The 21642-nt window shown below is 56.6% G+C and carries 17 protein-coding genes; 12 read left to right on the forward strand and 5 right to left on the reverse strand.

The window, feature by feature from the left end; genetic code table 11:
- Nucleotides 1-58 precede the first annotated feature (58 nt).
- From dapB to J7412_RS02810, 5 genes are all read left to right on the forward strand, one after another.
- On the forward strand, nucleotides 59-868 hold the full coding sequence (gene dapB, locus J7412_RS02790; protein WP_209076847.1) for a 4-hydroxy-tetrahydrodipicolinate reductase: 810 nt from the start codon (nucleotides 59-61) through the stop codon (nucleotides 866-868).
- A 294-nt stretch (nucleotides 869-1162) separates the two neighbouring features.
- Nucleotides 1163-2113, forward strand: a complete 951-nt coding sequence (locus J7412_RS02795) for an ABC transporter substrate-binding protein (RefSeq protein ID WP_209077535.1) — start codon at nucleotides 1163-1165, stop codon at nucleotides 2111-2113.
- 6 nt (nucleotides 2114-2119) lie between these two features.
- Nucleotides 2120-3172, forward strand: coding sequence for a glycine betaine/L-proline ABC transporter ATP-binding protein (locus tag J7412_RS02800; protein WP_209076849.1), 1053 nt, complete (start codon nucleotides 2120-2122; stop codon nucleotides 3170-3172).
- The gene (locus J7412_RS02805) at nucleotides 3169-5241 is read left to right on the forward strand and encodes an ABC transporter permease subunit (protein ID WP_209076851.1); all 2073 of its coding nucleotides are present in this window, start codon (nucleotides 3169-3171) and stop codon (nucleotides 5239-5241) included. Before J7412_RS02800 ends, J7412_RS02805 begins: the two co-directional genes overlap by 4 nt.
- Nucleotides 5242-5571: 330 nt before the next feature.
- Nucleotides 5572-6924, forward strand: a complete 1353-nt coding sequence (locus J7412_RS02810; RefSeq protein ID WP_209076853.1) for a hypothetical protein — start codon at nucleotides 5572-5574, stop codon at nucleotides 6922-6924.
- Nucleotides 6925-6931: 7 nt separating this feature from the next.
- Here J7412_RS02810 and J7412_RS02815 read toward each other — a convergent pair whose 3' ends face one another.
- On the reverse strand, nucleotides 6932-7117 hold the full coding sequence (locus J7412_RS02815; protein WP_209076855.1) for a DUF1674 domain-containing protein: 186 nt from the start codon (nucleotides 7115-7117) through the stop codon (nucleotides 6932-6934).
- A 111-nt stretch (nucleotides 7118-7228) separates the two neighbouring features.
- On the opposite strand from J7412_RS02815, the gene J7412_RS02820 reads away from it, so the two are divergent.
- From J7412_RS02820 to J7412_RS02850, 7 genes are all read left to right on the forward strand, one after another.
- Nucleotides 7229-8500: a transcription antitermination factor NusB gene (locus tag J7412_RS02820; protein ID WP_209076858.1), complete on the forward strand. Its 1272-nt coding sequence runs from the start codon at nucleotides 7229-7231 to the stop codon at nucleotides 8498-8500.
- Nucleotides 8501-8635: 135 nt separating this feature from the next.
- Nucleotides 8636-10378: a heparinase II/III family protein gene (locus J7412_RS02825; RefSeq protein WP_209076860.1), complete on the forward strand. Its 1743-nt coding sequence runs from the start codon at nucleotides 8636-8638 to the stop codon at nucleotides 10376-10378.
- Between the two features lie 19 nt (nucleotides 10379-10397).
- Nucleotides 10398-11990: a bifunctional phosphoribosylaminoimidazolecarboxamide formyltransferase/IMP cyclohydrolase gene (gene purH, locus J7412_RS02830; protein WP_209076862.1), complete on the forward strand. Its 1593-nt coding sequence runs from the start codon at nucleotides 10398-10400 to the stop codon at nucleotides 11988-11990.
- A gap of 184 nt (nucleotides 11991-12174) precedes the next feature.
- A complete protein-coding gene (gene lspA / locus J7412_RS02835; RefSeq protein ID WP_209076867.1) occupies nucleotides 12175-12648 on the forward strand; it encodes a signal peptidase II in 474 nt (157 codons plus the stop codon).
- Between the two features lie 54 nt (nucleotides 12649-12702).
- Nucleotides 12703-13224 carry a DUF3035 domain-containing protein gene (locus J7412_RS02840; protein ID WP_209058946.1) on the forward strand — a complete coding sequence of 174 codons (522 nt, stop codon included), beginning with the start codon at nucleotides 12703-12705 and terminating at the stop codon, nucleotides 13222-13224.
- Nucleotides 13225-13393: 169 nt separating this feature from the next.
- The gene (locus J7412_RS02845) at nucleotides 13394-14737 is read left to right on the forward strand and encodes a pitrilysin family protein (protein WP_209076870.1); all 1344 of its coding nucleotides are present in this window, start codon (nucleotides 13394-13396) and stop codon (nucleotides 14735-14737) included.
- On the forward strand, nucleotides 14734-16035 hold the full coding sequence (locus J7412_RS02850; RefSeq protein WP_209076873.1) for a pitrilysin family protein: 1302 nt from the start codon (nucleotides 14734-14736) through the stop codon (nucleotides 16033-16035). The genes J7412_RS02845 and J7412_RS02850 overlap by 4 nt, the downstream gene beginning before the upstream one ends.
- A gap of 90 nt (nucleotides 16036-16125) precedes the next feature.
- Here the strand turns inward: J7412_RS02850 and J7412_RS02855 are convergent, their stop codons facing one another.
- The 4 genes from J7412_RS02855 to J7412_RS02870 all read right to left on the reverse strand — a co-directional run bounded on the left by J7412_RS02855 (nucleotide 16126) and on the right by J7412_RS02870 (nucleotide 21514).
- The gene (locus J7412_RS02855) at nucleotides 16126-16761 is read right to left on the reverse strand and encodes a hypothetical protein (RefSeq protein ID WP_209076877.1); all 636 of its coding nucleotides are present in this window, start codon (nucleotides 16759-16761) and stop codon (nucleotides 16126-16128) included.
- Nucleotides 16762-17129: 368 nt separating this feature from the next.
- Nucleotides 17130-19145 (reverse strand): EAL domain-containing protein, encoded by a 2016-nt coding sequence (locus J7412_RS02860; RefSeq protein ID WP_209076880.1) that lies wholly within the window; start codon nucleotides 19143-19145, stop codon nucleotides 17130-17132.
- Between the two features lie 615 nt (nucleotides 19146-19760).
- Nucleotides 19761-20162, reverse strand: coding sequence for a hypothetical protein (locus J7412_RS02865; RefSeq protein ID WP_209076883.1), 402 nt, complete (start codon nucleotides 20160-20162; stop codon nucleotides 19761-19763).
- A gap of 680 nt (nucleotides 20163-20842) precedes the next feature.
- Entirely contained in the window at nucleotides 20843-21514 is a 672-nt protein-coding gene (locus J7412_RS02870) for a recombinase family protein (protein WP_209076886.1), read from the reverse strand.
- Between the last annotated feature and the right edge of the window lie 128 nt (nucleotides 21515-21642).

The raw sequence follows: 21642 nt of genomic DNA on the forward strand, positions 1-21642 counted from the left end.
GATTGCTTTATGTAAGCAGGGGCGGCGCCGATCCACCGGCCCACAAATGGAGAACGTTATGCAAGATCTGCCCGGAATCGTCATCACTGGAGCCTCTGGCCGTATGGGACAGATGCTGATCAAGACGGTTTGTGAGAGCGATAAGGCAAAGCTGGTCGGCGCTGTGGAGCGCAGCGGACATGATTGGGTCGGACGAGATGTTGGAGAAGCTATGGGGGGCGCTCCACTTGGCGTTACGGTGACCGATCAGCCTCTAGAAGCCTTTGCACAGGCGCAGGCAGTGATTGATTTCACAGCGCCAGCAGCGACGATTGAGTTCGCGAAATTGGCCGCGCAGGCACGTGCTGTGCACGTGATTGGAACCACCGGCATGACAGATGACGATATTGCACAGCTTGAGCCTTGCGGCCGCCATGCGGTGATTGTGCGGGCCGGAAACATGAGTCTTGGTGTCAATCTGTTGACCCGTCTGACGCAAAAGGTTGCTGCAGCGCTGGATGAGGATTTTGATATCGAAATCATTGAGGCGCACCACCATCACAAAGTGGATGCGCCAAGCGGCACCGCCCTGATGCTTGGCGAAGCTGCCGCCGAAGGGCGCGGCGTTGCGCTAGCAGATGTGGCCGACCGTGGCCGTGATGGCATTACAGGTGCCCGCAAACGCGGCGATATTGGCTTTACGGCCATTCGTGGCGGAGACATAGTAGGTGAGCATGACGTATTGTTCGCCGCGGCAGGTGAGCGGATCGTGCTGCGCCATCTCGCGACGGATCGGGCAATCTTCGCCCGCGGTGCGCTCAAAGCGGCGATCTGGGGACAAGGTCAAAAGCCCGGTGAATACGATATGATGGACGTGTTGGGCCTCTGATAAAGTCGGGCGATTCTGAGATTTTGCCTTATTAAATCAGAGTGTCTTGCCCTGAACGTCGCTCAAATTGTCATAGCGCCTTACCGGTGCTCAAAATATGTGTCTAGAAAATACACATATAATTCAGCGTGCTACCGCCGATTTTTTGAGCGTTGGTCACACCACTCGGTGATGTAAACTGAACGGGCGTATTTTTTGTTGGCAGGTCGGTGTTGCTGTGTTTTTATGCCGACAGTCAAAAAATTAAATGACCATTTAAGAAACGACGACAGGGAGATGACGATGAAGACGACAATGAAGGCTGGATTGTCCGCGCTGGCCATAACTGCAGTGGCGATGTCCGCACAGGCAGCAGAGCTGGGCGCGACTGGCGAGCCGATCAAGCTGGCCATCAACGAATGGACCGGCCAGCACGTAACCACCCATGTCGCCGGGGAGATGCTCAAAGCCGCAGGTTACGACGTTGAATATGTTACCGCAGGTATGATGAACCAATTTCAGGCGATTGCAGATGGCGACATCCACGCGACCCTCGAAATCTGGTCCTCCAACGTGTCTGATCAATATGCTGTGCTGAAAGGCGAAGGCAAATTGGAAGAGCTGTCTGATCTCGGCCTGAATGCGCGCGAAGGTATCGCCTATCCGGCACATGTCGCAGACCTTTGCCCCGGCCTGCCAGCATGGGAAGCGCTAAAGGATTGCGCGATCAACTTCGCAACCGCGGAAACGCTGCCAGCCGGCCGCCTCGTGGATTACCCTGCAGATTGGGGCACGCCGGGTGCAGACCGCATGACCGGTCTCGACCTGCCATTTAAGGCCGTACCAGCGGGTTCTGAAGGCGCGCTGATTGCCGAATTGCGTGCCTCCACCGAAAAGAAATCTCCGCTGCTGATCACCTTCTGGCAGCCGCACTGGGCAATGTCTGCCTATGATGTGAAATTTGTGGATCTGCCAGCCGGCGAAGACGCCTGTTTCACCGATCCGGCATGGGGTCCAAACCCCAACGCCATCAACGACTGTGATTTCTCCGCCAGCCGTATCTTCAAGGCGGGTTGGCCGGGCCTGAAAGACAAATGGCCTGCCGCGCACGAAATCCTCGTGAACTATCAGCTGGCTGTCGAAGATCAGCAGCCAATGATGGGGGCCGTAGATGTGGACGGCCAGTCTGTTGAAGAAGTTGTTGCCGCTTGGATGGGTGCAAACGAAGACAAGTGGAAGTCGGTTGTCGACGCCGCAATCAAGTAAGCCTTTATGACTGACCATAACAGCACCGCTCCGGCGATCGCCGTCAAAGACCTCTGGCAGGTCTTTGGCGAGAACGCCAAACCGGCCCTACGTGATGCACGCGGGGCCGGAGACGATAAAGCCATCGCTCAAACCCTCAAGGACAAAGGGCTGATCCCGGCGGTTCGCGCAGCGAACTTCGAGGTGAAATCCGGGGAACTCTTTGTGATTATGGGGCTTTCTGGCTCCGGTAAATCGACCTTGATCCGCTGTATTTCGCGTCTGATCGAGCCAACCTCCGGATCCGTAAGCATCGATGGCGAAGATATTCTTCAAGCCAATGACAAAAGACTGATTGACCTGCGCCGCCACAAGCTTGGCATGGTGTTTCAGCATTTTGGTCTGTTTCCGCATATGACGGTTGCAGACAATGTTGGCTTCCCGCTGAAGATGCAGGGTATGGGCAAGGCCGAGCGCCGGGAACGTGCGCTGGAAGTGCTTGAGCTTGTTGGCCTCAAGGGGCGCGAAGATACCTATCCGCGCAACCTCTCCGGTGGCCAGCGCCAGCGAGTCGGGATTGCCCGCTCTCTCGCGGTGAATCCTGATATCTGGTTCTTGGATGAGCCCTTCTCTGCGCTTGACCCGTTGATCCGGCGGCAGCTGCAAGATGAGTTCCTGAACATTCAGGCCACGCTCAAAAAATCCATTGTTTTCATCACTCACGACATTCAGGAAGCGCTCAAGCTCGCGGATCGCATCGCCATTATGAAAGATGGTGAGGTCGTGCAGATTGGCACGCCGGAAGAGATCGTTCTGCACCCGGTAAACGACTATGTCGCGGAGTTCTCCAAAGATGTGCCCAAAGGCCGGCACGGTTGTGTAGAGAACGTCATGACCAAAGACGTGCCTGCGAATATGCCGGATGATCCCGGTCTGAAAGTTGGCATGACCATCGAAACAGCGCTGGCCAAATGCATGGCGCTTTATGAGCCGGTCCCGGTTCATGATGCCAATGGCGCTCTGGTTGGGGCGGTTGACCCAGCAGATCTTGCCGCGGCATTGCAGGCAGAAGAGACATGAGTATCGCCGAAAACGCTCCGCTCGCTGCGCGTCGTGGCCTGGCGCTCAGCAAAGGCAGTGTGGCCGCGATCTTGGTGGTGATGATCGGTGTGATTTGTCGCCTGTTTGGCGCTCAACTTGAGTGGCTGGTGAGCTGGCCTGAGGCCCTGACCATGCCAATGACCGATTGGGTCGGCGCCGTAGTTGGTGGATTTCTCAATATCTTCAAGCCTGTGGCGCGTGTGTTCTCCTATCTGCTTGAGTTCCCGATGACCTGGGTCGGCGGACTGTTGTCTGGTGCCCCGTGGCCCTTGGTGCTTGGTGCGGTCACTGCGCTGGGCTGGCTCATAGGTGGGGCGCGCATGGCCGCGCTGGCCTTCTTTGGTTTTGGTTTTGTGGTGATCAGCGGATATTGGCTGGAAGGTATGAACACGCTGGCGCTGGTCGCTGTGTCTGTGCCTCTGGCGGCGCTTTTGGGTGCCGGGATTGGCATCCTCGCGTTTGAATACCCCAAACTCAAGGGCGGCGTGAATGTCGTTTTGGATGTCATGCAGACCATGCCGACCTTTGCCTATCTCACACCGCTGCTGGTGCTGTTTGGCTTCGGTCCGGTGGTGGGCCTCATAGCCTCTGCAATTTTTGCAGCACCGCCAATGGCGCGCAATGTGCTGTTGGGGCTGGAGCGCGTTGAGCCTGAAATCCGCGAAGCAGCTGTGATGTCTGGCGGCACCCGTCGGCAGCAGCTCTTTTTGGTCGAACTGCCCGCCGCGTCTCAGCAGATCATGATTGGCTTCAACCAATGTCTGATGGCCGCATTGAGCATGGTGATCATCGCGGCCGTCATTGGCGGCTTTGAGGACATTGGCTGGGAAGTTCTGCTGACCATGCGCAAGGCCCTGTTTGGCCCGGCGTTTCTCGCAGGCTCTGTGATCGTGGTTTTTGCAGTTGTGATTGACCGCATGTCCGCCGCATTGGCGGAACCGCGTCCTGCGCAAGACAAGCGGGTTGCTCTGGCAATCTTCGCCGTCGGCGCAGTCATCGCGATTTGGGCTGCGCTGGCAGGTTGGAACCCGGCAGGTATCGCAGCACTTGATGGCGTTGCTGAGCGGGTGGATCAAGGCGTGGGGCAATTCACCGCAAACCACGGAGCAACGCTCGACACTGTGAAGAACTCCGCGATGTTCTATGGTTTGTTGCCTCTGCGGATCGGCCTGTCAGATGCAGTCTTGCCTTTCACCTGGGGCTTTGCCTGGACCACGACGCACACGCTGGTGTTCTATGCGATCTTTGCTGCTCTCGCTGCTTTGATTGCGCTGCGAGGTCATCTCGCTGGTGCTGGCTTGGTTCTGATTGCGGCAATGGTGCTGGAGATTGGCGTGGCACAACTGCCGTGGCCCATCTTGCTGTTCGGTGTGGCGGCCCTGGGATGGGTCGCCAGCGGTCGGAAGCTCGCCATTCAGGTGACCGTACTATTGGGCCTGATCCTGATTTCGGGGCTTTGGGAGCGCGCCTTGTTGTCGCTTTACCTCAGCGGTGCCGCCGTTGCAGCCTGCGCCTTGGTAGGCGGCATCTTGGGGTTCTGGTCGGCAATGAGCGACCGGGCCTGGATGGTTGTCCGTCCGATCTGTGACACGTTGCAAACCATCCCGCTGTTTGTCTTCCTCATCCCGGTTCTGATGTTCTTCCAGATTGGAGAATTCTCCGCGTTTCTCGCCATTTGCATGTATGCGGTTGTCCCAATGATCCGCTACACGCGGCATGGTTTGATCACCACGCCGGACGAGATGATTGAAGCAGCAACCGCAAGCGGGGCCGGGCGTTGGCAAACCATGTTTGAGGTGCGCGCGCCTTATGCGGCGCCGACCATTCTGCTCGGGCTCAACCAGACCATCCTCTATGCTTTTGCCATGCTGGTGATTGCGGCGCTGATCGGCACGACAGGCCTTGGTCAGTCGATCTATCTGGCACTTGGGCAGGCCGATGTCGGCCTCGGTGTTACCGCAGGCGCAGCCATGGCGATTTTGGCGTTGGTGGCGGATCGGTTGGTGCAGGGGTTTGCTGAGGAGCGGCGTCAGGCTCTGGGGCTGTAAGCGATTGGAGAAAGCGGGAAATTCTCGCTTTCTCTTGCCTTTTTAGGTGTCGGTATCGCATCTGTTTCGCGTCGTTATCGCATAAGTAAAGCCGGTGTGCGATGTCGGTGTTGTAACGCCTCCTGTGCTCAAGGCCATGACATTTGATTTATGTCATATACCTCAAATTCACCTTCTGCTAATCGGAGAATTATGAAGGGTTGCTCACGCTATTGTTGAATGGCGTAAGAAGATTTATGCAACCTTTTTCGATTTAGATGCGTGCAGCGAGTTTAGGGTTGCTTTTCAGTCAGCCCCCAGAGCGGCGCGGGTTGGAGTGAGTAGAGCGCAATGAACGATTTGGAAGCAGATCGCGAAACGTCGGTTGAAATTGCGCCCGAGATTATCCGTGTTGCCGTGGCGCGTGTCTCTGCGAGTGAGGTGTTTGAGAAATCAGGGCGTGCGCGCAGGCTTCTCGAATTTCTCACAGAGGAAGCCTTGGCAGGGCGCGAAACGCAGACCTCATTTCAAACTGTGCAATCTGCCCTATATGAGCCCTATGACCCTTCGGAACGAGAGAAGGTTGCACGGTCTGACAAACGCAGGCTGGCAGAGCTGTTGCAGCGGTACTTCTCGGCGGAGGGGCGAGAGGATGCGCTGCATATTTCCGTGGCGTCTGAAGGGCTGAAGCTGGAGTTTGCCTTTGCGGAGCAGGAGCAGAGGGAGGCCGAGCATAAGGCACGCACGCTGTTTCGGCGAAATTGGGCGCTGCTTGTCGTCATTGCGATGTTGCTTGGCGCAATTTTGGTAAGCAAATTGATGCCAGATCTCTTTAGGGCAAAACAAAGCGACCATGTCTTCTCGCCGCCTTGGCACTCCGGAACAGAAGGGCAATATTCTAACGCCGATTTTCTTCCCGGTACCGAAAACCTCTCTCTTCCGACACCAGAAAAGCTGGATATTTTGGCCCGCAATCACATGTTTTCTTTTATGGACATGGAGCGCCAGAAGCGCGTGGTTGCACATTCCAAGGCGGTGATAGCGCGTTTCCCGGACCACGCAGGCTCCTATGCCACGGCAGCACATAGCCTGAGCAACATGGCGATATTGACGCGAGGTTCTAGTGCCTCTCTCGCCTATCTGGAAGAAGCCTCCGCGATGGTGGAGAGGGCGCAGGTTTTGGCCGCTGATGACCCCTGGACACAGTCTGCTGGAGGGTGGTTGGCCGCTGGCCTACGAGATTGGGACAATGCGCGCGCGTTGAGTGCGCGTGCACATGCGGCAGGGGGTGAGAGCCGCGAAATTCTTGTCTTTCGAGCTCTAATTTTATTGTTTTCAGGTGATTTTCAGACGGCAGCGGATGTAACCGCACCCAAAGAAAATGAGCCCCAAAGCGGTGACATCGGAATCCACGGTTTTGCTAAGTTCTATCTGGAAGATTACGAGGGCGCCGTTGCGGCTTTTGAACAGTCTATGACGCGCGGCGGCGATCCCACGCCCGTTGGCTCCGCCTATGTGGCTGCGGCTTATCAGGCGGTTGGCAGATCAGAGACTGCCGCACGGGTGGTTGCCTCAATCAGAGAAAAGTGGCCAACCTTCCGCCCCGAGCTGGTTCATCAGGTGTTTGCACCGGAAATCAGCGAAATTCACGGTCTGACGTTTCTGAAACTGTTCTGCGACGCGGGCTGGGAGCTAGACGCCTAGTCTGGCTTCAGAAATCAATCGCGATTCCCTTTTTCTCCCAATCGCCGTAGCGCACAGGCTCCGGCCCGTCGCGGCCACCCAATTCGGTTGGAAGCTCCAGATCCTTGGCCTTCTTGCGGCGCTCTTCGGCTTCGGCAAGCGCGCGCTTGGCGGCTTCGGGCAGGTCATCGCGGGTTTCAGGCGTGTCGCTCATCGAAGGGTTCCTTTTGAGGCTTTCCCTTGATATACGCGCCCGTCTGACAACGACAAGCCCCCTGTCTGATCCTCAGCAGTCGCCGCCAAACCATTTTAGAAGGTCTTTCGAATGTCCAAATCCAGCTATCCGACCCGCCGCAGTGCGGTTTATCTCTTGGATCAGGTGCTGGGCGAAGGTCGGTTGCTGTCTGACGTGATTGCGGTAGTTGCCTTGCAGAAGCTGGAGCCCGCAGAACGCGCTCGCGCACAGCGGTTGGCAATAGACACGCTGCGCAATCTGGAACGCGCCGATCGGGTGCTGCAGAAACATCTGAAAAAGCCCCCGACGATGACGGTGCAGAACGTTTTGCGGATGGCGGCCATGGAGATCTGCCAAGGCGGTGCAGCACATGGTGTGGTCAACGATGCGGTTGAAATCGTCAGCAAATCCAAGCGCACCTCAGGCATGAAGGGCCTTGTGAATGCGGTGCTGCGCAAGGTGGACGACAAAGGGCGCGATGAATGGGCCAAGCTGCGCATCCCGCGTTTGCCAAAATGGCTGCGCAAGCCGCTGGCGCAAGCTTATGACAACGAAATCATGCTTGAAATCGAAGCCGCGCATTATGCCGGTGCGCCATTGGATTTGACCCCCAGAGGGGATGCAGAGGCCGTGGCCAAGGCCGTTGGTGGCGAGCTGCTGCCAACAGGCTCAGTGCGGTTGCGTGACGCGGGGCAGGTGACAGCGCTGGAAGGCTTTAAGCAGGGGCACTGGTGGGTGCAGGACGCGGCTGCGGCGCTGCCTGCGCGGGTACTGAATGCACAGCCGGGCGAGCGCGTGCTGGATCTTTGTGCCGCGCCCGGCGGCAAGACCATGCAGATCGCGGCGGCTGGCGCGAAAGTCACCGCGGTGGACGACAACCCAGCCCGAATGGAGCGGCTGCGGGAGAACCTCAAGCGCGTGCAATTGGACGCCGAGGTGGTTGTTGGCGATGTTATGGCGCAGGAGGGGCAGTATGATGCGATCCTTTTGGATGCGCCCTGCTCGGCCACGGGTACGATTCGTAGGCATCCGGATTTGCCGTTTGCCAAAGACGGCAGCGAGTTTGGCGATCTGATCGGGATGCAGGAGGTGTTTCTGGATCACGCATTGGGGTTGCTGAAACCCGGTGGGCGTCTGGTATTCTGTACCTGCTCTTTGCTGCCTGACGAAGGCGAAGTGCAGATTGAAGAGGCTGCAGAGCGCTGGGCCGATGTTACCGTGGCCCGCGACGCCGTGCTGATTGACGGCGTTGATCCGGCATGGGTGACAGAAGAAGGCGGGCTGCGGCTGCGCCCGGATTATTGGGCCGACAAAGGCGGTATGGATGGCTTCTACGTGGCTATGCTGCGCAAAGGCGTCTGAGGAAAGGCCCATTTGAATTGAGGCTGTTCCGCGTGGAGGTCACGCGGATGTGCATCGGCTGATTCAAACGGTGACTTGCGGCGATCCGCTCGCTACACTCACGCCAAACGCCATCAGAGCGTAGAGGCAGAGCAGATGTCCGATACAGACAATTTTACAGCACGGTGGACGCGGCTGATGCACCGCGTGTCTGCGCGCAGGAGTGCGCGGGCGCATCCTGCTACGGGGTTCACCACCACACCTGAGCCTCGCACAATCGGGTTGTTTGCGCGCGGAAAGCAGCTGGTTGCAGGCAATTTCCTTTTTGCAGGTCATCTGGTCAGCGCGCCCAAAACCGCGATCTGGGACATTGATGTGCCGGATGATGTTTTTGCGCAGGAGTTGCAGGGGTTTGCCTGGCTCGATGATCTGGCTGCGGTTGGGGACATGGCTGCCAGAGACCGTGCGCAGGAGTGGGTTTGGCTCTGGATTGAGTTCTATGGCCGCGGCACCGGGCCAGGCTGGACCCCTGATCTCACGGGCCGCCGACTGATCCGCTGGATCAGTCACGCGATTTTTCTGCTGCGGGCACAAGGCTCTGATCAGTCAGATGCGTTTTTTCAGTCGCTGGGTCAGCAAACAATTTTCCTCAGCAAGCGCTGGCACAAAACCGCTCCCGGTTTGCCGCGCTTTGAGGCTTTGACCGGGCTTATATATGCGGGTTTGGCGCTCGAAGGCATGGAGCAGCATGTTGAACCTGCCTGTAAGGCGCTCGACAAAGAATGTGCGCAACAGGTGGATGTGCAGGGCGGGATACCAACGCGCAATCCTGAGGAGTTGCTGGAGGTCTTTACCCTTTTGACTTGGGCCGCAACGGCGCTGCGGGATGCGGACCGCACACCGTCTGACATTCATCTGCGCGCGATTGAGCGGATTGCGCCGACGCTGCGCACGTTGCGCCATGCAGATGGCAGTTTGGCGCGGTTTCATGGCGGCGGGCGCGGTATGGAAGGCCGTTTGGACCACGCGCTTGCGGAAAGCGGCAATAAGACCCGACAGGCGGACGGGCTTGCCATGGGCTATGCGCGGCTGAGTGCGGGCCGCACCAGCGTGGTGATTGATGCCAGCCCACCGCCTTCGGGCATAAGTGCGCTCAACGCTCATGCCTCAACGCTGGCCTTTGAGCTGACAAGTGGCCGGCGCCCCGTGATCGTGAATTGCGGCTCGGGTGCCAGCTTCGGTGAGGATTGGCGCCGCTTTGGGCGGGCGACGCCGTCGCATTCGACGGTCACCATTGATGAGCTCTCCAGTGCGCGGTTGGGTCAAGAAGGTAAGGGCTGGCGCGAAGAGCAACTGGTGGATGCGCCGACAGATGTGCCAATACAGATGAGCAATGCCAGCGACGGTTTGCGCTTTGAGGGCGGGCACGACGGCTATGTGCGCACCCACGGTCTGACCCACGCGCGCACCCTTGAGCTGACCTTTGATGGGCGCGGTATGGTCGGGGAAGATCTTTTGATCACCATGGATGACGCGGCCAAACGCCGGTTTGACAGGGTGATGGACGAGAGCGCTCTACAGGGGGTGCCTTATGAAATCGCCTTTCACCTGCATCCGGAGGCTGACGCCAGTCTCGACATGGGCGGGGCGGCGGTTTCGATTGCCTTAAAAAGTGGCGAGCTGTGGGTGTTTCGACACGATGACGTGGCGAAATTGAGGGTAGATGCCAGCGTTTTCCTCGAAAAAGGGCGATTAAAGCCACGTGCGACCAAACAAATCGTTCTATCCGGCGTGGCAATGGAGTATGCGACCCGCATCCGGTGGTCGTTGAGCAAAGCCCATGAGACCAATGTGGCGATCAGGGACTTGAACCGGGACGAGTTGGATTTGAACACCTGAGCCCAAGGATCATACCTCTATGAGCGACCTGCACCCCACCATCCGCCGCGCCCTGATTTCCGTGTCTGACAAGACCGGGCTGATCGAACTGGCCACCGCGCTGTCTGAACGGGGTGTCGAACTCCTCTCCACTGGTGGCTCTGCCAAAGCGATGCGCGACGCGGGGCTTGCGGTGAAAGACGTTTCTGAGGTGACAGGCTTTCCGGAGATGATGGATGGCCGAGTGAAAACGCTGCATCCAAAGGTGCATGGCGGCCTGCTGGCGCTGCGCGATAACGATGATCACGTCGCCGCAATGGATGAGCACGGCATCGACGCCATCGACCTGCTGGTGGTCAACCTCTATCCGTTTGAGGCCACTGTTGCTGCAGGCGCTGACTATGACACCTGCATTGAGAACATCGACATTGGCGGCCCAGCAATGATCCGTGCAGCGGCCAAGAACCATGGTTTTGTGAATGTGGTTGTGGATGTGGAAGACTATGACGCGCTGCTGGCCGAACTGGACGCCAATGACGGTCAGACTTCTTATGCGTTCCGTCAAAAGCTTGCTCAAACCGCTTATGCGCGCACCGGAGCCTATGATGCGGCTGTATCCAACTGGATGGCCAGCGCTCTGGAGCAGCAGGCGCCACGTCGCCGTGCTTTCGCGGGTGAGATCAAGCAAACTCTGCGCTACGGTGAAAACAGCCACCAGACAGCGGCATTTTATACTGATGGTTCCGGTCGCCCCGGCGTGGCGACGGCTGTGCAGCTGCAGGGCAAAGAGCTGTCTTACAACAACATCAACGACACCGACGCGGCCTTTGAGCTGGTGGCGGAGTTTGATCCGGCAGAGGCGCCTGCTGTGGCGATCATCAAACACGCCAACCCTTGCGGCGTGGCCGTGGGCACGACGCTGGTTGAGGCCTATCAGAAAGCCTTTGATTGTGACCGCACCTCAGCCTTTGGCGGCATTGTGGCGCTGAACCAGCCGCTGGATGCTAAGACAGCCAGCAAAATCGTGGAAATCTTCACCGAAGTGGTGATTGCGCCGGGCGCTTCTGATGAAGCCAAAGAGATCTTTGCCGCGAAGAAAAACCTACGCTTGCTGCTGACAGAAGGTCTGCCTGATCCACGCGCGCCGATCACGGCCTACAAACAGGTGGCCGGTGGTGTTCTGGTGCAAGACAAGGATGTGGGGTCCGTTTCTGCGGACGAGCTGAAGGTGGTGACAAAGGTTGCGCCTAGCGCGGAACAGATGGCGGACCTTCAGTTCGCTTGGAAAGTCGCAAAACACGTTAAGTCCAATGCGATTGTCTATGTGAAAGACGGTGCGACTGTTGGTGTCGGCGCGGGGCAGATGAGCCGCCTGGACAGCGCGAATGTGGCCGCGGCCAAAGCGCAACGTATGGCGGATGAGCTTGGCCTTGAGGAAAGCCCTGCGAAGGGCTCCGCAGTGGCCTCTGATGCTTTCTTCCCTTTTGCGGACGGGCTGTTGGAAGCGGCAGCGGCAGGCGGTACCTGCGTGATCCAGCCGGGCGGGTCCATGCGGGATGAGGAAGTCATCAAGGCGGCCGATGAGGCGGGCCTTGCGATGGTCTTCACCGGTATCCGCCACTTCCGTCACTGATCAACACGCCCTGCGATCGGGTCGCATTCGAACGCAGGTCGCGTCACCTTCAGCGGCTGAAAATACGTCAGCACCCTTGTTACATTGGGCAAACCTGACATACACTGCCGCCCAATGGCAAAATTAGAGATTCTGCGAACAACGCAGAACGCCGGGGCAGATAGGCAGAAAGGGGGCGCAGGTGATGCGTCTTGTATTTTGGGCAGGCTTTTGGGCCTTCATTACCGATCAGGCGAGCAAGTTTCTTGTTCTCAACGCATTGAACCTGCGTGAGGTTTTGCAGATCGACGTTCTGCCTCCTCTGTTGCGGTTCCATATGGCGTGGAATGACGGCATTAATTTTGGCCTGTTCTCTGGCAGCCCCGAAGCGGCCAAGTGGGTGCTGATTGCGCTTGCGATGCTGATTTGCGGCTATGTGCTCTATTGGATGCGCAAAGATCCTCCGGGCAAATGGGGCATGATCAGCGCGGGGCTTCTGATTGGCGGCGCGCTGGGCAATGTTGTGGATCGCCTGCTGTTTGGCGCAGTTGTGGACTTTCTGAACATGTCCTGCTGCGGCATCGACAATCCCTATGCCTTCAATGTCGCAGACATCTGGATCTTCGCGGGGGCGATTGGTCTCATCCTTTTTACCAGCGGTAAAAAAAGAGAGGCGTGACCTCCGTACCGTGATCAGGTAAAGCTGTGCCAATAGCTCTTGGAGAAGTGAATAATGAGCGTGGCACGGCTGAAGATTTTGGGTGTTTTCGCAGCGCTTTTGGTTGCCGGTTGTACCGGCGGCGGCACGTTGCATTCCAATGTATCAAGCGGCAATGGCCCTGATGAATTCGGCATTTTGCCGAGCAAAGAGCTGGTGGTACCCTCTGATCTTTCGGCCTTGCCGCCTCCCAATCCAACGGGCGTGAACCGGACCGATCAGGATCCGCTTGGCGACGCAGTTGCCGCGCTGGGTGGCTCTGCTGCAGCACGCAGTTCCCTTAACACCGCCATCCCAAGTGCAGATACTGCGCTGGTGAATTACGCGTCGCGTCAGGGGCGCGATGCCAATATCCGACAGGTTGTGGCGCAGGAAGACGAAGAATTCCGCGACCGCCGTGGCCGGTTCACAAGCATCCGCGTCTCCAAAAAAGGTCTGTATGAACAGGTTTACCGGCCCCAGACGCTGGACTTCCGCGAAGAATGGTGGCGGTGGAAGCGTGCCGGTGTGCGCACTCCGGCAGCCCCAGGAAACTAAGGGTTTTGCGATTGATGAGAATTGCGGGCGTTGACCCAAGCTGCCTCACAATCGCGTATGATGCCTTGAAGCGCCCCGTTTGGGGCGTAACTCTTTTTACAAAAGATGAGCTGCACCTTGCGCTGTTTGCGTAAGGTTTATGAGTGGCGATTGGTTGGGAGACATTTTGATGTTGCGACGCATTGTCTTGGCATTGGCGATGACTGCGGGGATGACAGCCCCGCTGCAGGCCGCCGATGATTTGGTGAGCACCTACACGCTTGATAACGGCATGCAGGTTGTCGTGGTGGAGGATCACCGAGCCCCGGTTGTGATGCACATGGTCTGGTACAAAGCAGGGTCAGCGGATGAGCGCCCCGGCGTGTCAGGCGTTGCGCATTTCCTGGAGCATTTGCTTTTCAAAGGCACAGAAACGCTTGAACCGGGTGAGTTTTCCGCAACCGTCGCCGCAAACGGCGGGCGGGACAACGCGTTCACAAGCTATGACGTGACAGCCTACCACCAGCGTGTGGCCTCAGACCGACTGGAGTTGATGATGCGTATGGAGAGCGACCGCATGGTCAATCTTCAACTCGACGAAGAGGACATCCTGACCGAACGCGATGTGATCATTGAGGAGCGCAACCAGCGGGTCGAGAACAATCCCGGCGCTCTGTTTCGCGAACAATTGAGCGCGGCGCAGTATCTCAACCACCGCTACGGTGTCCCTGTGATTGGCTGGCGCCACGAGATGGAGGCGCTTGATCTGGAGGATGCGCTGGAGTTCTACGAGGCTTACTATGCGCCCAACAACGCGATCTTGATTGTTGCGGGGGATGTAGAGCCCGATGAGGTCAAAGCGCTGGCGGATCAATACTATGGTGTGATCCCCGCCAATACTGAGCTGCCGCCGCGCGCACGTCCGAGCGAGCCGCCGCAGTCCAGTGCCCGCCGTATGGTGTTTTACGATCCCCGCGTGGCGCAACCCTATGTCACCCGAAGCTATCTGGCCCCGGAGCGTAACAGTGGTGATCAGCACCAAGCTGCGGCGCTGACGCTGTTGGCTGAATTGCTTGGTGGCGGGCAGACCTCTGTCCTGAGCCAGAAACTACAGTTTGAGACCAAGCAATCGGTCTATGCCGGAAGCTGGTATCGCGGGACATCTTTGGATGCGACCACCTTCAACCTGATCATGGTGCCTGCCCCGGGTGTGGAGATGCAAGAGGCTGAAGAAGCCATGGATGGCGCGGTGGCAGAGTTCATGCAGGAAGGCGTGGATGAAGCGCATCTGGAACGTATCAAGATGCAGCTGCGCGCCAGCCAGATTTATGAGCGCGACAATGTTGAGAGCGTGGCCAACCGATATGGGCGCGGGCTGACCTCGGGGTTGACCATCGCGGATATTCAGGAATGGCCAGAGATTTTGAACGCGATCACCAGTGAAGAGATTATGGCCGCGGCCGAGGAAATCTTTGATGGCCGCAAGTCGGTTACAGGCTGGTTGATGACCCAAGAGCAGGAGGTGAGCCAATGATCCGTTTTGTCCTGGCCTTTGTCGCCGTTGTCGTGGCCGTGCCTGCGGCATGGGCTGAAATCAACATCAAGGAAGTCACTTCTCCGGGCGGCATCAAAGCCTGGCTTGTTGAGGAACCCTCGATCCCATTTGTGGCACTTGAGCTGCGGTTCAAAGGGGGCACATCCTTGGATCAACCGGGCAAACGTGGCGCGACCAACCTGATGGTGGGATTGCTTGAAGAGGGCACGGGAGATCTGGATGCGCAGGGTTTTGCCAAGGCGAGTGAGGCGCTGGCTGCGCAGTTTGGCTATGACAGCCATGCCGATGCCGTGTCGATTTCCGCACGCATGCTGACCGAGAACCGCGACGAGGCCATCGACCTTCTGCGCCGCTCTCTGGTTGAGCCAAGTTTCCCACAGACCGCATTGGACCGTGTGCGCGAGCAGGTGCTGTCCGGTATTCGCTCGGATTTGAAAGATCCTGAAAGCATTGCAGGGGCGCGGCTGGCCGCATTGATCTACGGCGACCACCCCTATGGCTCTCCCGGTGAAGGGACGCTTGAGAGCGTCACTGCCTTGAGCCGAGATGACATTGTAGCCGCACATCAGGGCGCGCTGGCGAAGGACCGCTTGTTTGTCGGTGTGGTCGGCGACATCACCGAAACAGAACTTGGTCCGATGCTGGATCGCCTGCTCGGAGATCTGCCTGAAACGGGTGCCCCGATGCCTGAAGATGCCAACGTTGCGATCAACGGCGGTGTGGACATCGTGGACTATGACACGCCGCAATCCGTGGCCCTTTGGGCGCAGGATGGCATCGACCGGGAAGACCCGGATTTCTTTGCCGCTTACGTGCTCAACACCATCCTCGGTGGTGGTGGGTTTGAGAGCCGCCTCATGACCGAGGTGCGCGAAAAGCGCGGTCTGACATATGGGGTCTATAGCTACCTTGTGCTGCGCGATCTCGCCAACGTCTACATGGGGAGCGTATCTTCGGCCAACGACCGTGTGGCACAGGCTGTCGGAGTGGTGAAAGACGAATGGGCACGTATGGCCGAAGAAGGCGCGACTGAAGATGAAGTGGAAAAGGCAAAGGCGCTTCTGACCGGGGCTTATCCGCTGCGCTTTGACGGCAATGGCGCAATCGCCCAGATCATGGTTTCGATGCAGATGGATGGCATGCCCATCGACTATATTGCGACTCGCAATGACAAGGTGAATGCCGTTACTGCTGAGGACGTCTCAAGAGTGGCCGGCGAACTGCTGGACCGTGATGGCCTGCAATTCGTTGTCGTTGGCCAGCCTGAAGGGCTGTAACGGGCAATGCTCCCAATCAGAAGGGCTGTGCGCGATCCTATGCGGCAGCCCTTTTTTGTGGGAAAAGGCAGTTTCCTAAAGATTCGCGGGTTAGCCAAACCGCTCCCTTGCGAAACCTGCGATTTCAAACGTCTCCCAGATCTTTTTGTGAAGTTGTCCGCTGTTGATCGGGATGCATTTCTTCAGGAAATACCAAGCCAGATAGCGCTCCAAATCAGCATCTGACGACAGCGCATTTTCCAGCGCGCTCGAAAATTGGCTCAGATCTGTAACGGTGTGCGCGACGTGGTGAAAGTCGGATTTGCCGCACAAAATTGCAGGCACGCCATGAAGATACCCCTCAAGCGCAACTGTGGAATTTATCGAAACCGTGCAGGCGCTTGCGTTTAGGATGTCGTGGACGTTTGCCTGTGTCAGCGTAATGCGTGGATCGTTCTTCGCGAGGGCTTTCACTTCGGCAATTGTGGCCTCGTCGCTGGAGATTGGGTGCGGCTTGACCACAATAGGTCGATCGCCCGCCGCTTTAAGAGTTGCCTGCAGCACATCTATGTCCGAGTGCTGCGTTGCTCTGGCGTTGATGGGATATTGGCCCTGAAAGAAAACGGCGACCGCATTTCTTTCGAAGACTTGATGGACTTCCGGCTGGTCAGATTTGGATTTCCGCTTCTCCAAATAGCGCCGTTTAATATTGCGGGAAAAAGTCTGAACGCGCTGATCGGCAATCATAGAAGGGCTGTAGGTATCTTCTCCAATCGAGGAGAAGGCCTTTGTTCCATGAGGATCAAGATGCCAGAACTCCCAAAGGTAGGCGACGCCGGCATTCAGAACGCCGGCAGTTCTGACAGAGCGATCATCAAAGATGTGAAGGTTCCCATCGCTGAAGCGGTCATCTGTTATGCTGCGCGTACCAACCCGAATGTCGCTGTCGCGTGCGCGAATCTCAACCGAAATGCCCTCAGCATGCCCTAGGTCTACAATCTCTCGGTAGAGCCGTAGATGCCATCCATTCAGCTCCGGATTGGCGTCATTTGATTTCAGGTGCAGGACAATCTTAGGCATTTGAGTGAGGTGATCTATCGTGCGGGCAGCACGGATTACTCCGGTTTGCTTTCATGTCCGTAAATCGCAGTCAGCTCCGACAACGGCATTGGCTTCGCAAAAAGAAATCCCTGTAGTTCTGAGCAGCCAGACTCTGTGAGAAAATCGCGCTGTTCTTCGGTTTCGACCCCCTCAACCACAACCGTCATACCCAATACCTGACCAAGGTTGATCATGGTCGACAGAAGGCCCTTTGCATCCTCTGTCAGGTCAGGGCCTGAAAGGAAGCTCTTATCGATCTTGAGCGTCTGAAAATCATAGAGATGCAGATAGCTCAGGCTGGAGTAGCCCGTGCCAAAATCATCCAGAGCAAAGCGCACCCCCAGTTCGGTGAGGTCTTCCTGCACGGATTTTGTCTCTTCAATCCGGTCAAGAATTTCAGTTTCCGTAATCTCGATTGTCAGCTGCTCCGGCTGCAGTTTGTTTGTCTTAAGCAGAGTGCGGATCTCGTCTGGAAACCCTTTGTGAAGCAATTGAGAAGTGTTGACGTTTATTGTCACGCCAAAGTCCATCGGCCACTCTGCGGCGTCTCTGATGGCCGTCTGCGTGACCCAGCGGCTGATTTCCGGCATAAGGCCGCTGGCCTCGGCAAGCGGCAGAAACCGATCCGGCGAAATGCGGCCACGGGTTGGGTGATTCCAGCGCAACAGCGCCTCTGCATGGGTGGGTTTGACGTGTTCAGAGCAGATGATCGGTTGATAAAACAGCTCAAGTTCACCGTTGCGCACGGCTTTCTGCAAATCTTCACGCAGATCACGGTTTTCTTTCAGGCTCGCATCCATCGTGGGGTCAAAGACGGCGAGGCCGAAATGGCTGACCTCTTTGGAGCGGTTCAGCGCGACATCAGCGGCGCGCACAAGTTCTTCAATGCTGGTTCCATGATCGGGAAAGTAAGCCAGCCCCGCGCTGGCGGAGGTCTCAATCAGCTGCCCCTCAAAGCGCAGGGGTTGCATGAGCGCCATGAGCACTTCCCTGATCTGTGTTTCGACGTCTGTACGTTGGTTAAATCCACGCACCAAAAGCAGGAACTCATCGCCGCCCACGCGGCCGGCAATCAGATCTGAGCCAAGACGTTCGGTAATACGCTGGGCAACCGCCCCCACCAGCGCGTCACCAGCTGCATGCCCCCAAGCATCGTTCACTTTTTTCAGGTTGTCCAAATCTAGATAAATAAGCGCTGTGAGCTCTGCGCCATCTGACGTCAGGGCCTCTCTGGCACGCGCAAAGAAATGGTCGCGCAGAGAAAACCCGGTCAGACTGTCGTGGTCTGCGTCGTAGCGGGACTGCAGCGCAATTTCTTCGAGTTTTTTGTGGGCTGCAGCGTTGCTGCGCACCACACGCCAGGTGAACCAGGTTATGGTGCCGATCAGCAGTAAGAGCAGCGGCGTGGCAGCCACGATAATCCGTGTGCCTTGCCCCATAGGTTGCCACGCGAAGTAACCAAGGGGCGCCTCGTCGGGCCCTGTGATCAGGAAGGCGTTTCGGCCCCGGCCTAGAGTGTTGGTGTCGTCAATTTCAGCCAAGAACAGATGTGGCGAAATTTGCGCCAGCTTGGTGTCATCCAAAATCTGCAAGGTCGTGAGGATGTATGGCTCTGTATCAATGAGCGCGACCATGCCGGGATCAGGGATAATGGCATAGCTCGCAGCAAGGGCTATCTGGTCTCCCCAGCGCAGAGCATGAATGTCAGACAGCGCGTCAAGCATGCCTGAAAAATTGCTGTCCTCAGGTATGCGGTTGGATGCCTCTTCAAGATAGGTCTGGCGAATTTGTGCTGCGGCTGCCCAGACGCTGGGCAATGTGTCCGCTGTGATTTGCGTGAGGGGGGGGGCGCTTTCTGCGTGTAGAAAGGCCACGCTTTCATCCGGCGCGATCAAAAACGCTGCCTTATAAGTTGTCTCAGCAATCATATCGTCGACAAATCGTGATTCGATCCAAGGTGCGGAGAAGTTGATAGAGATGTTGCGGTAAGCGGCATCTGACGCGGCGTAGGGTTTTAGCGCTGAGAGCATGCTCGCTTTCTCGCGCTCATACATCAAAGATACAAAACGGCTTTCCCGTTCAGCAGCGGTTTGCTCCGATGACCAAATCCTGAAAAAAACCAATGCAAACGCGATAATAACAATGGCAAACGAGAGGAGGACGACCGAACCTACGGGAGGCGAGAAAGGCAGTTTCCCCAATCGCTTCTGCAAAGTGCTGACCCTTCTGGTTCAACGGCTGAAGGAAGGTGTGCCCTTCGCCTAACTATCTCAATCCCTTCGCTCTAGTAGAGCAAAATAGGTGGGTTTTGGCTTGGTCCGTTGCCAGAAAATGTGCGTGAAAACCAGAGGGAGATCAACGAAGAACTGTGTAGTTTTTCTGCCTATTTCTGTTTGTTCTAGTCGTAACGGCCAAAGTGCAAATGCACCCGCAGTCCCGAATTTCCGCTATGTTTACCTAAGGTAACGTCATCGCGACATACCCGATATCCATCGGATGAAAGCAATGCTTTTCAGGGGATTTGGTGGAGCCTAGGAGGAACTCCAGAAAAAGCCTAAGTCACTGTTATTGAACACTATTGAGGTGTGGTGTTTCGCTATGTGTCGCACCTTAGTGTCACACCTATACTGGCTTCAAGTGGTTTCCTAAATGTCCCACCCTTTGGGTATGCGCTTCTGAGGTGTGGCAGGTTGATCGTCTTCTATAAAACTCATCGTAATACTTCCGTCTGGATGGGAGGTAATCCGCGTAGGGTAGAAGCCACAGTTGGTTGCTGCGTTGAGCATTTTCTCTACCTTGCTTTGAGATAGGTTGGCCCGTCTCTTCGATACCTTTGTTGACCGCTCGTACCTTGGCTTGGTGGCATGTGTCCCGCTCCGTGCCATTGCTTCTTCGAGTTTTGCCATGAACTCTTCGCTTCCATAGTCCGAACCCAGAGCAACGTGCACGTTTGCTTTGCGATACCGCCACCGTCGCTTTCCATGCCGATCCTTGAAGCTCGTGACATTGGGGAAGTCATCCGGGTTATGTTGGGAGGCTTTCTTCATTCGGTTTCTTTCCTGTTCCGCCTAATGGGTCATCACTGTTTCCTCACCCGAGTTACATTAACCGCGAGGTTGGACTTGAATGCAGACCACGCCCGCTAGCTGTATGATCATTGACTAGCTGATGAGTTGCGCGCCCTAGCAGTTCTTGAGGTAAATATTTATAATATTGTCAATTGCTTACATGCATATTGGCACTATGGATTTCCTTGAATAACTATCAATGACTTTAGTCAGCATCATTCGATCAAGTTAGAAAACCAGTATAAATACAAGCAGAGACAGATACCAAAATTCGGTACGTCTAGGAACGAAGGGTTAAGTGATCCGGTGCGGACTTGGGCATGGGATGAACTGGTATTCTCTAGGAACGAAGGGTTTCACAAATATTCGTAAAAAACAGATACCAGCGCCATTGCCTCGGAAGAATTCGGCTCCGGGTTGGCACATATGTCTGCCAGTACAGTTCGGTGTGGCTTGTGATCAGTAGAGTTGAATATACAAGTTGACTATAACACTTTCCCATATTTTTGTTATATATCAGACACCTACCACTCTTCCATCGTGCAGTTTTTTGTCCCGTGAGTGCCAAATTAGGGCCTTGGGCTATGACCGGGCGTATTTATGGCTAGCGGCTCTGAGCGAGGCTCTCCGCGCCTCTCAGGGCCATTGCTGCTACAGTACTAGGATGCCGGATTACTCTCCAGTCGCTCTATGACCCTTTTGACCTGAGAGGCTTGCCATTGTCCGCCACGAGCGGTCTCCACACCGGCAGTATTCAGATGATGGGCAATCTCCCTCAACGACTTTCCGGCGGTCCTCAACGGTAAGATCAGTCCCGCGACCTTCTGTGCACGCGCGGCGGCTTTCTCTCGCACCGCTTCATTTCGTTTCAATGTCTTGTCCCGTGCCCCACCGAGTTGGACGCCTCGGGCCTTGGCCTCTGCCAGAGCTGCCTTAGTTCGGGCCGAGATGAACTCGCGCTCTTGTTGGGCAAGGGCTGCATAGATGTGAAGCTGGAAGTTGTCGGCATTGGGCATCTGCGCCACCCGGAACGTGACAGTCTTGTCCTCCATCAAGTTCGCGATGTCGCTTACCTTTCGGGACAACCTGTCCAGCTTGCTCACAAGTAGGGTTGCTCCAGACTTGCGGCAAATGCTCAATGCATCCAGTAGGGCCGGTCTGTCTCCATCGGTGCCGCTTAGAACATCTGTGCAGGTTTCTATGACTTGAAAGGGGCGCGGGCTGAAGCGCTCTAGGTAGATCTCAATGTCTCGGCTTTGTGCATCCAGACCTAGGCCACTGCGTCCCTGCTCCTTGGTGCTTACGCGCTTGTAGATGACGTACTGTTGCATGGCCTGCCTCTTACCTTCGATCCGCATGAGGTAAGAGATAGTAAGGCGTGTTGCAACCGTCAACGATGGTTGTGAGCGTTACAACAATCCTACCTACAGGATGGTTGTGGTCCTGCACCTTTGCACCG

The sequence above is a fragment of the Shimia sp. R9_3 genome, from assembly GCF_017743755.1.
Classification (GTDB): domain Bacteria; phylum Pseudomonadota; class Alphaproteobacteria; order Rhodobacterales; family Rhodobacteraceae; genus Shimia.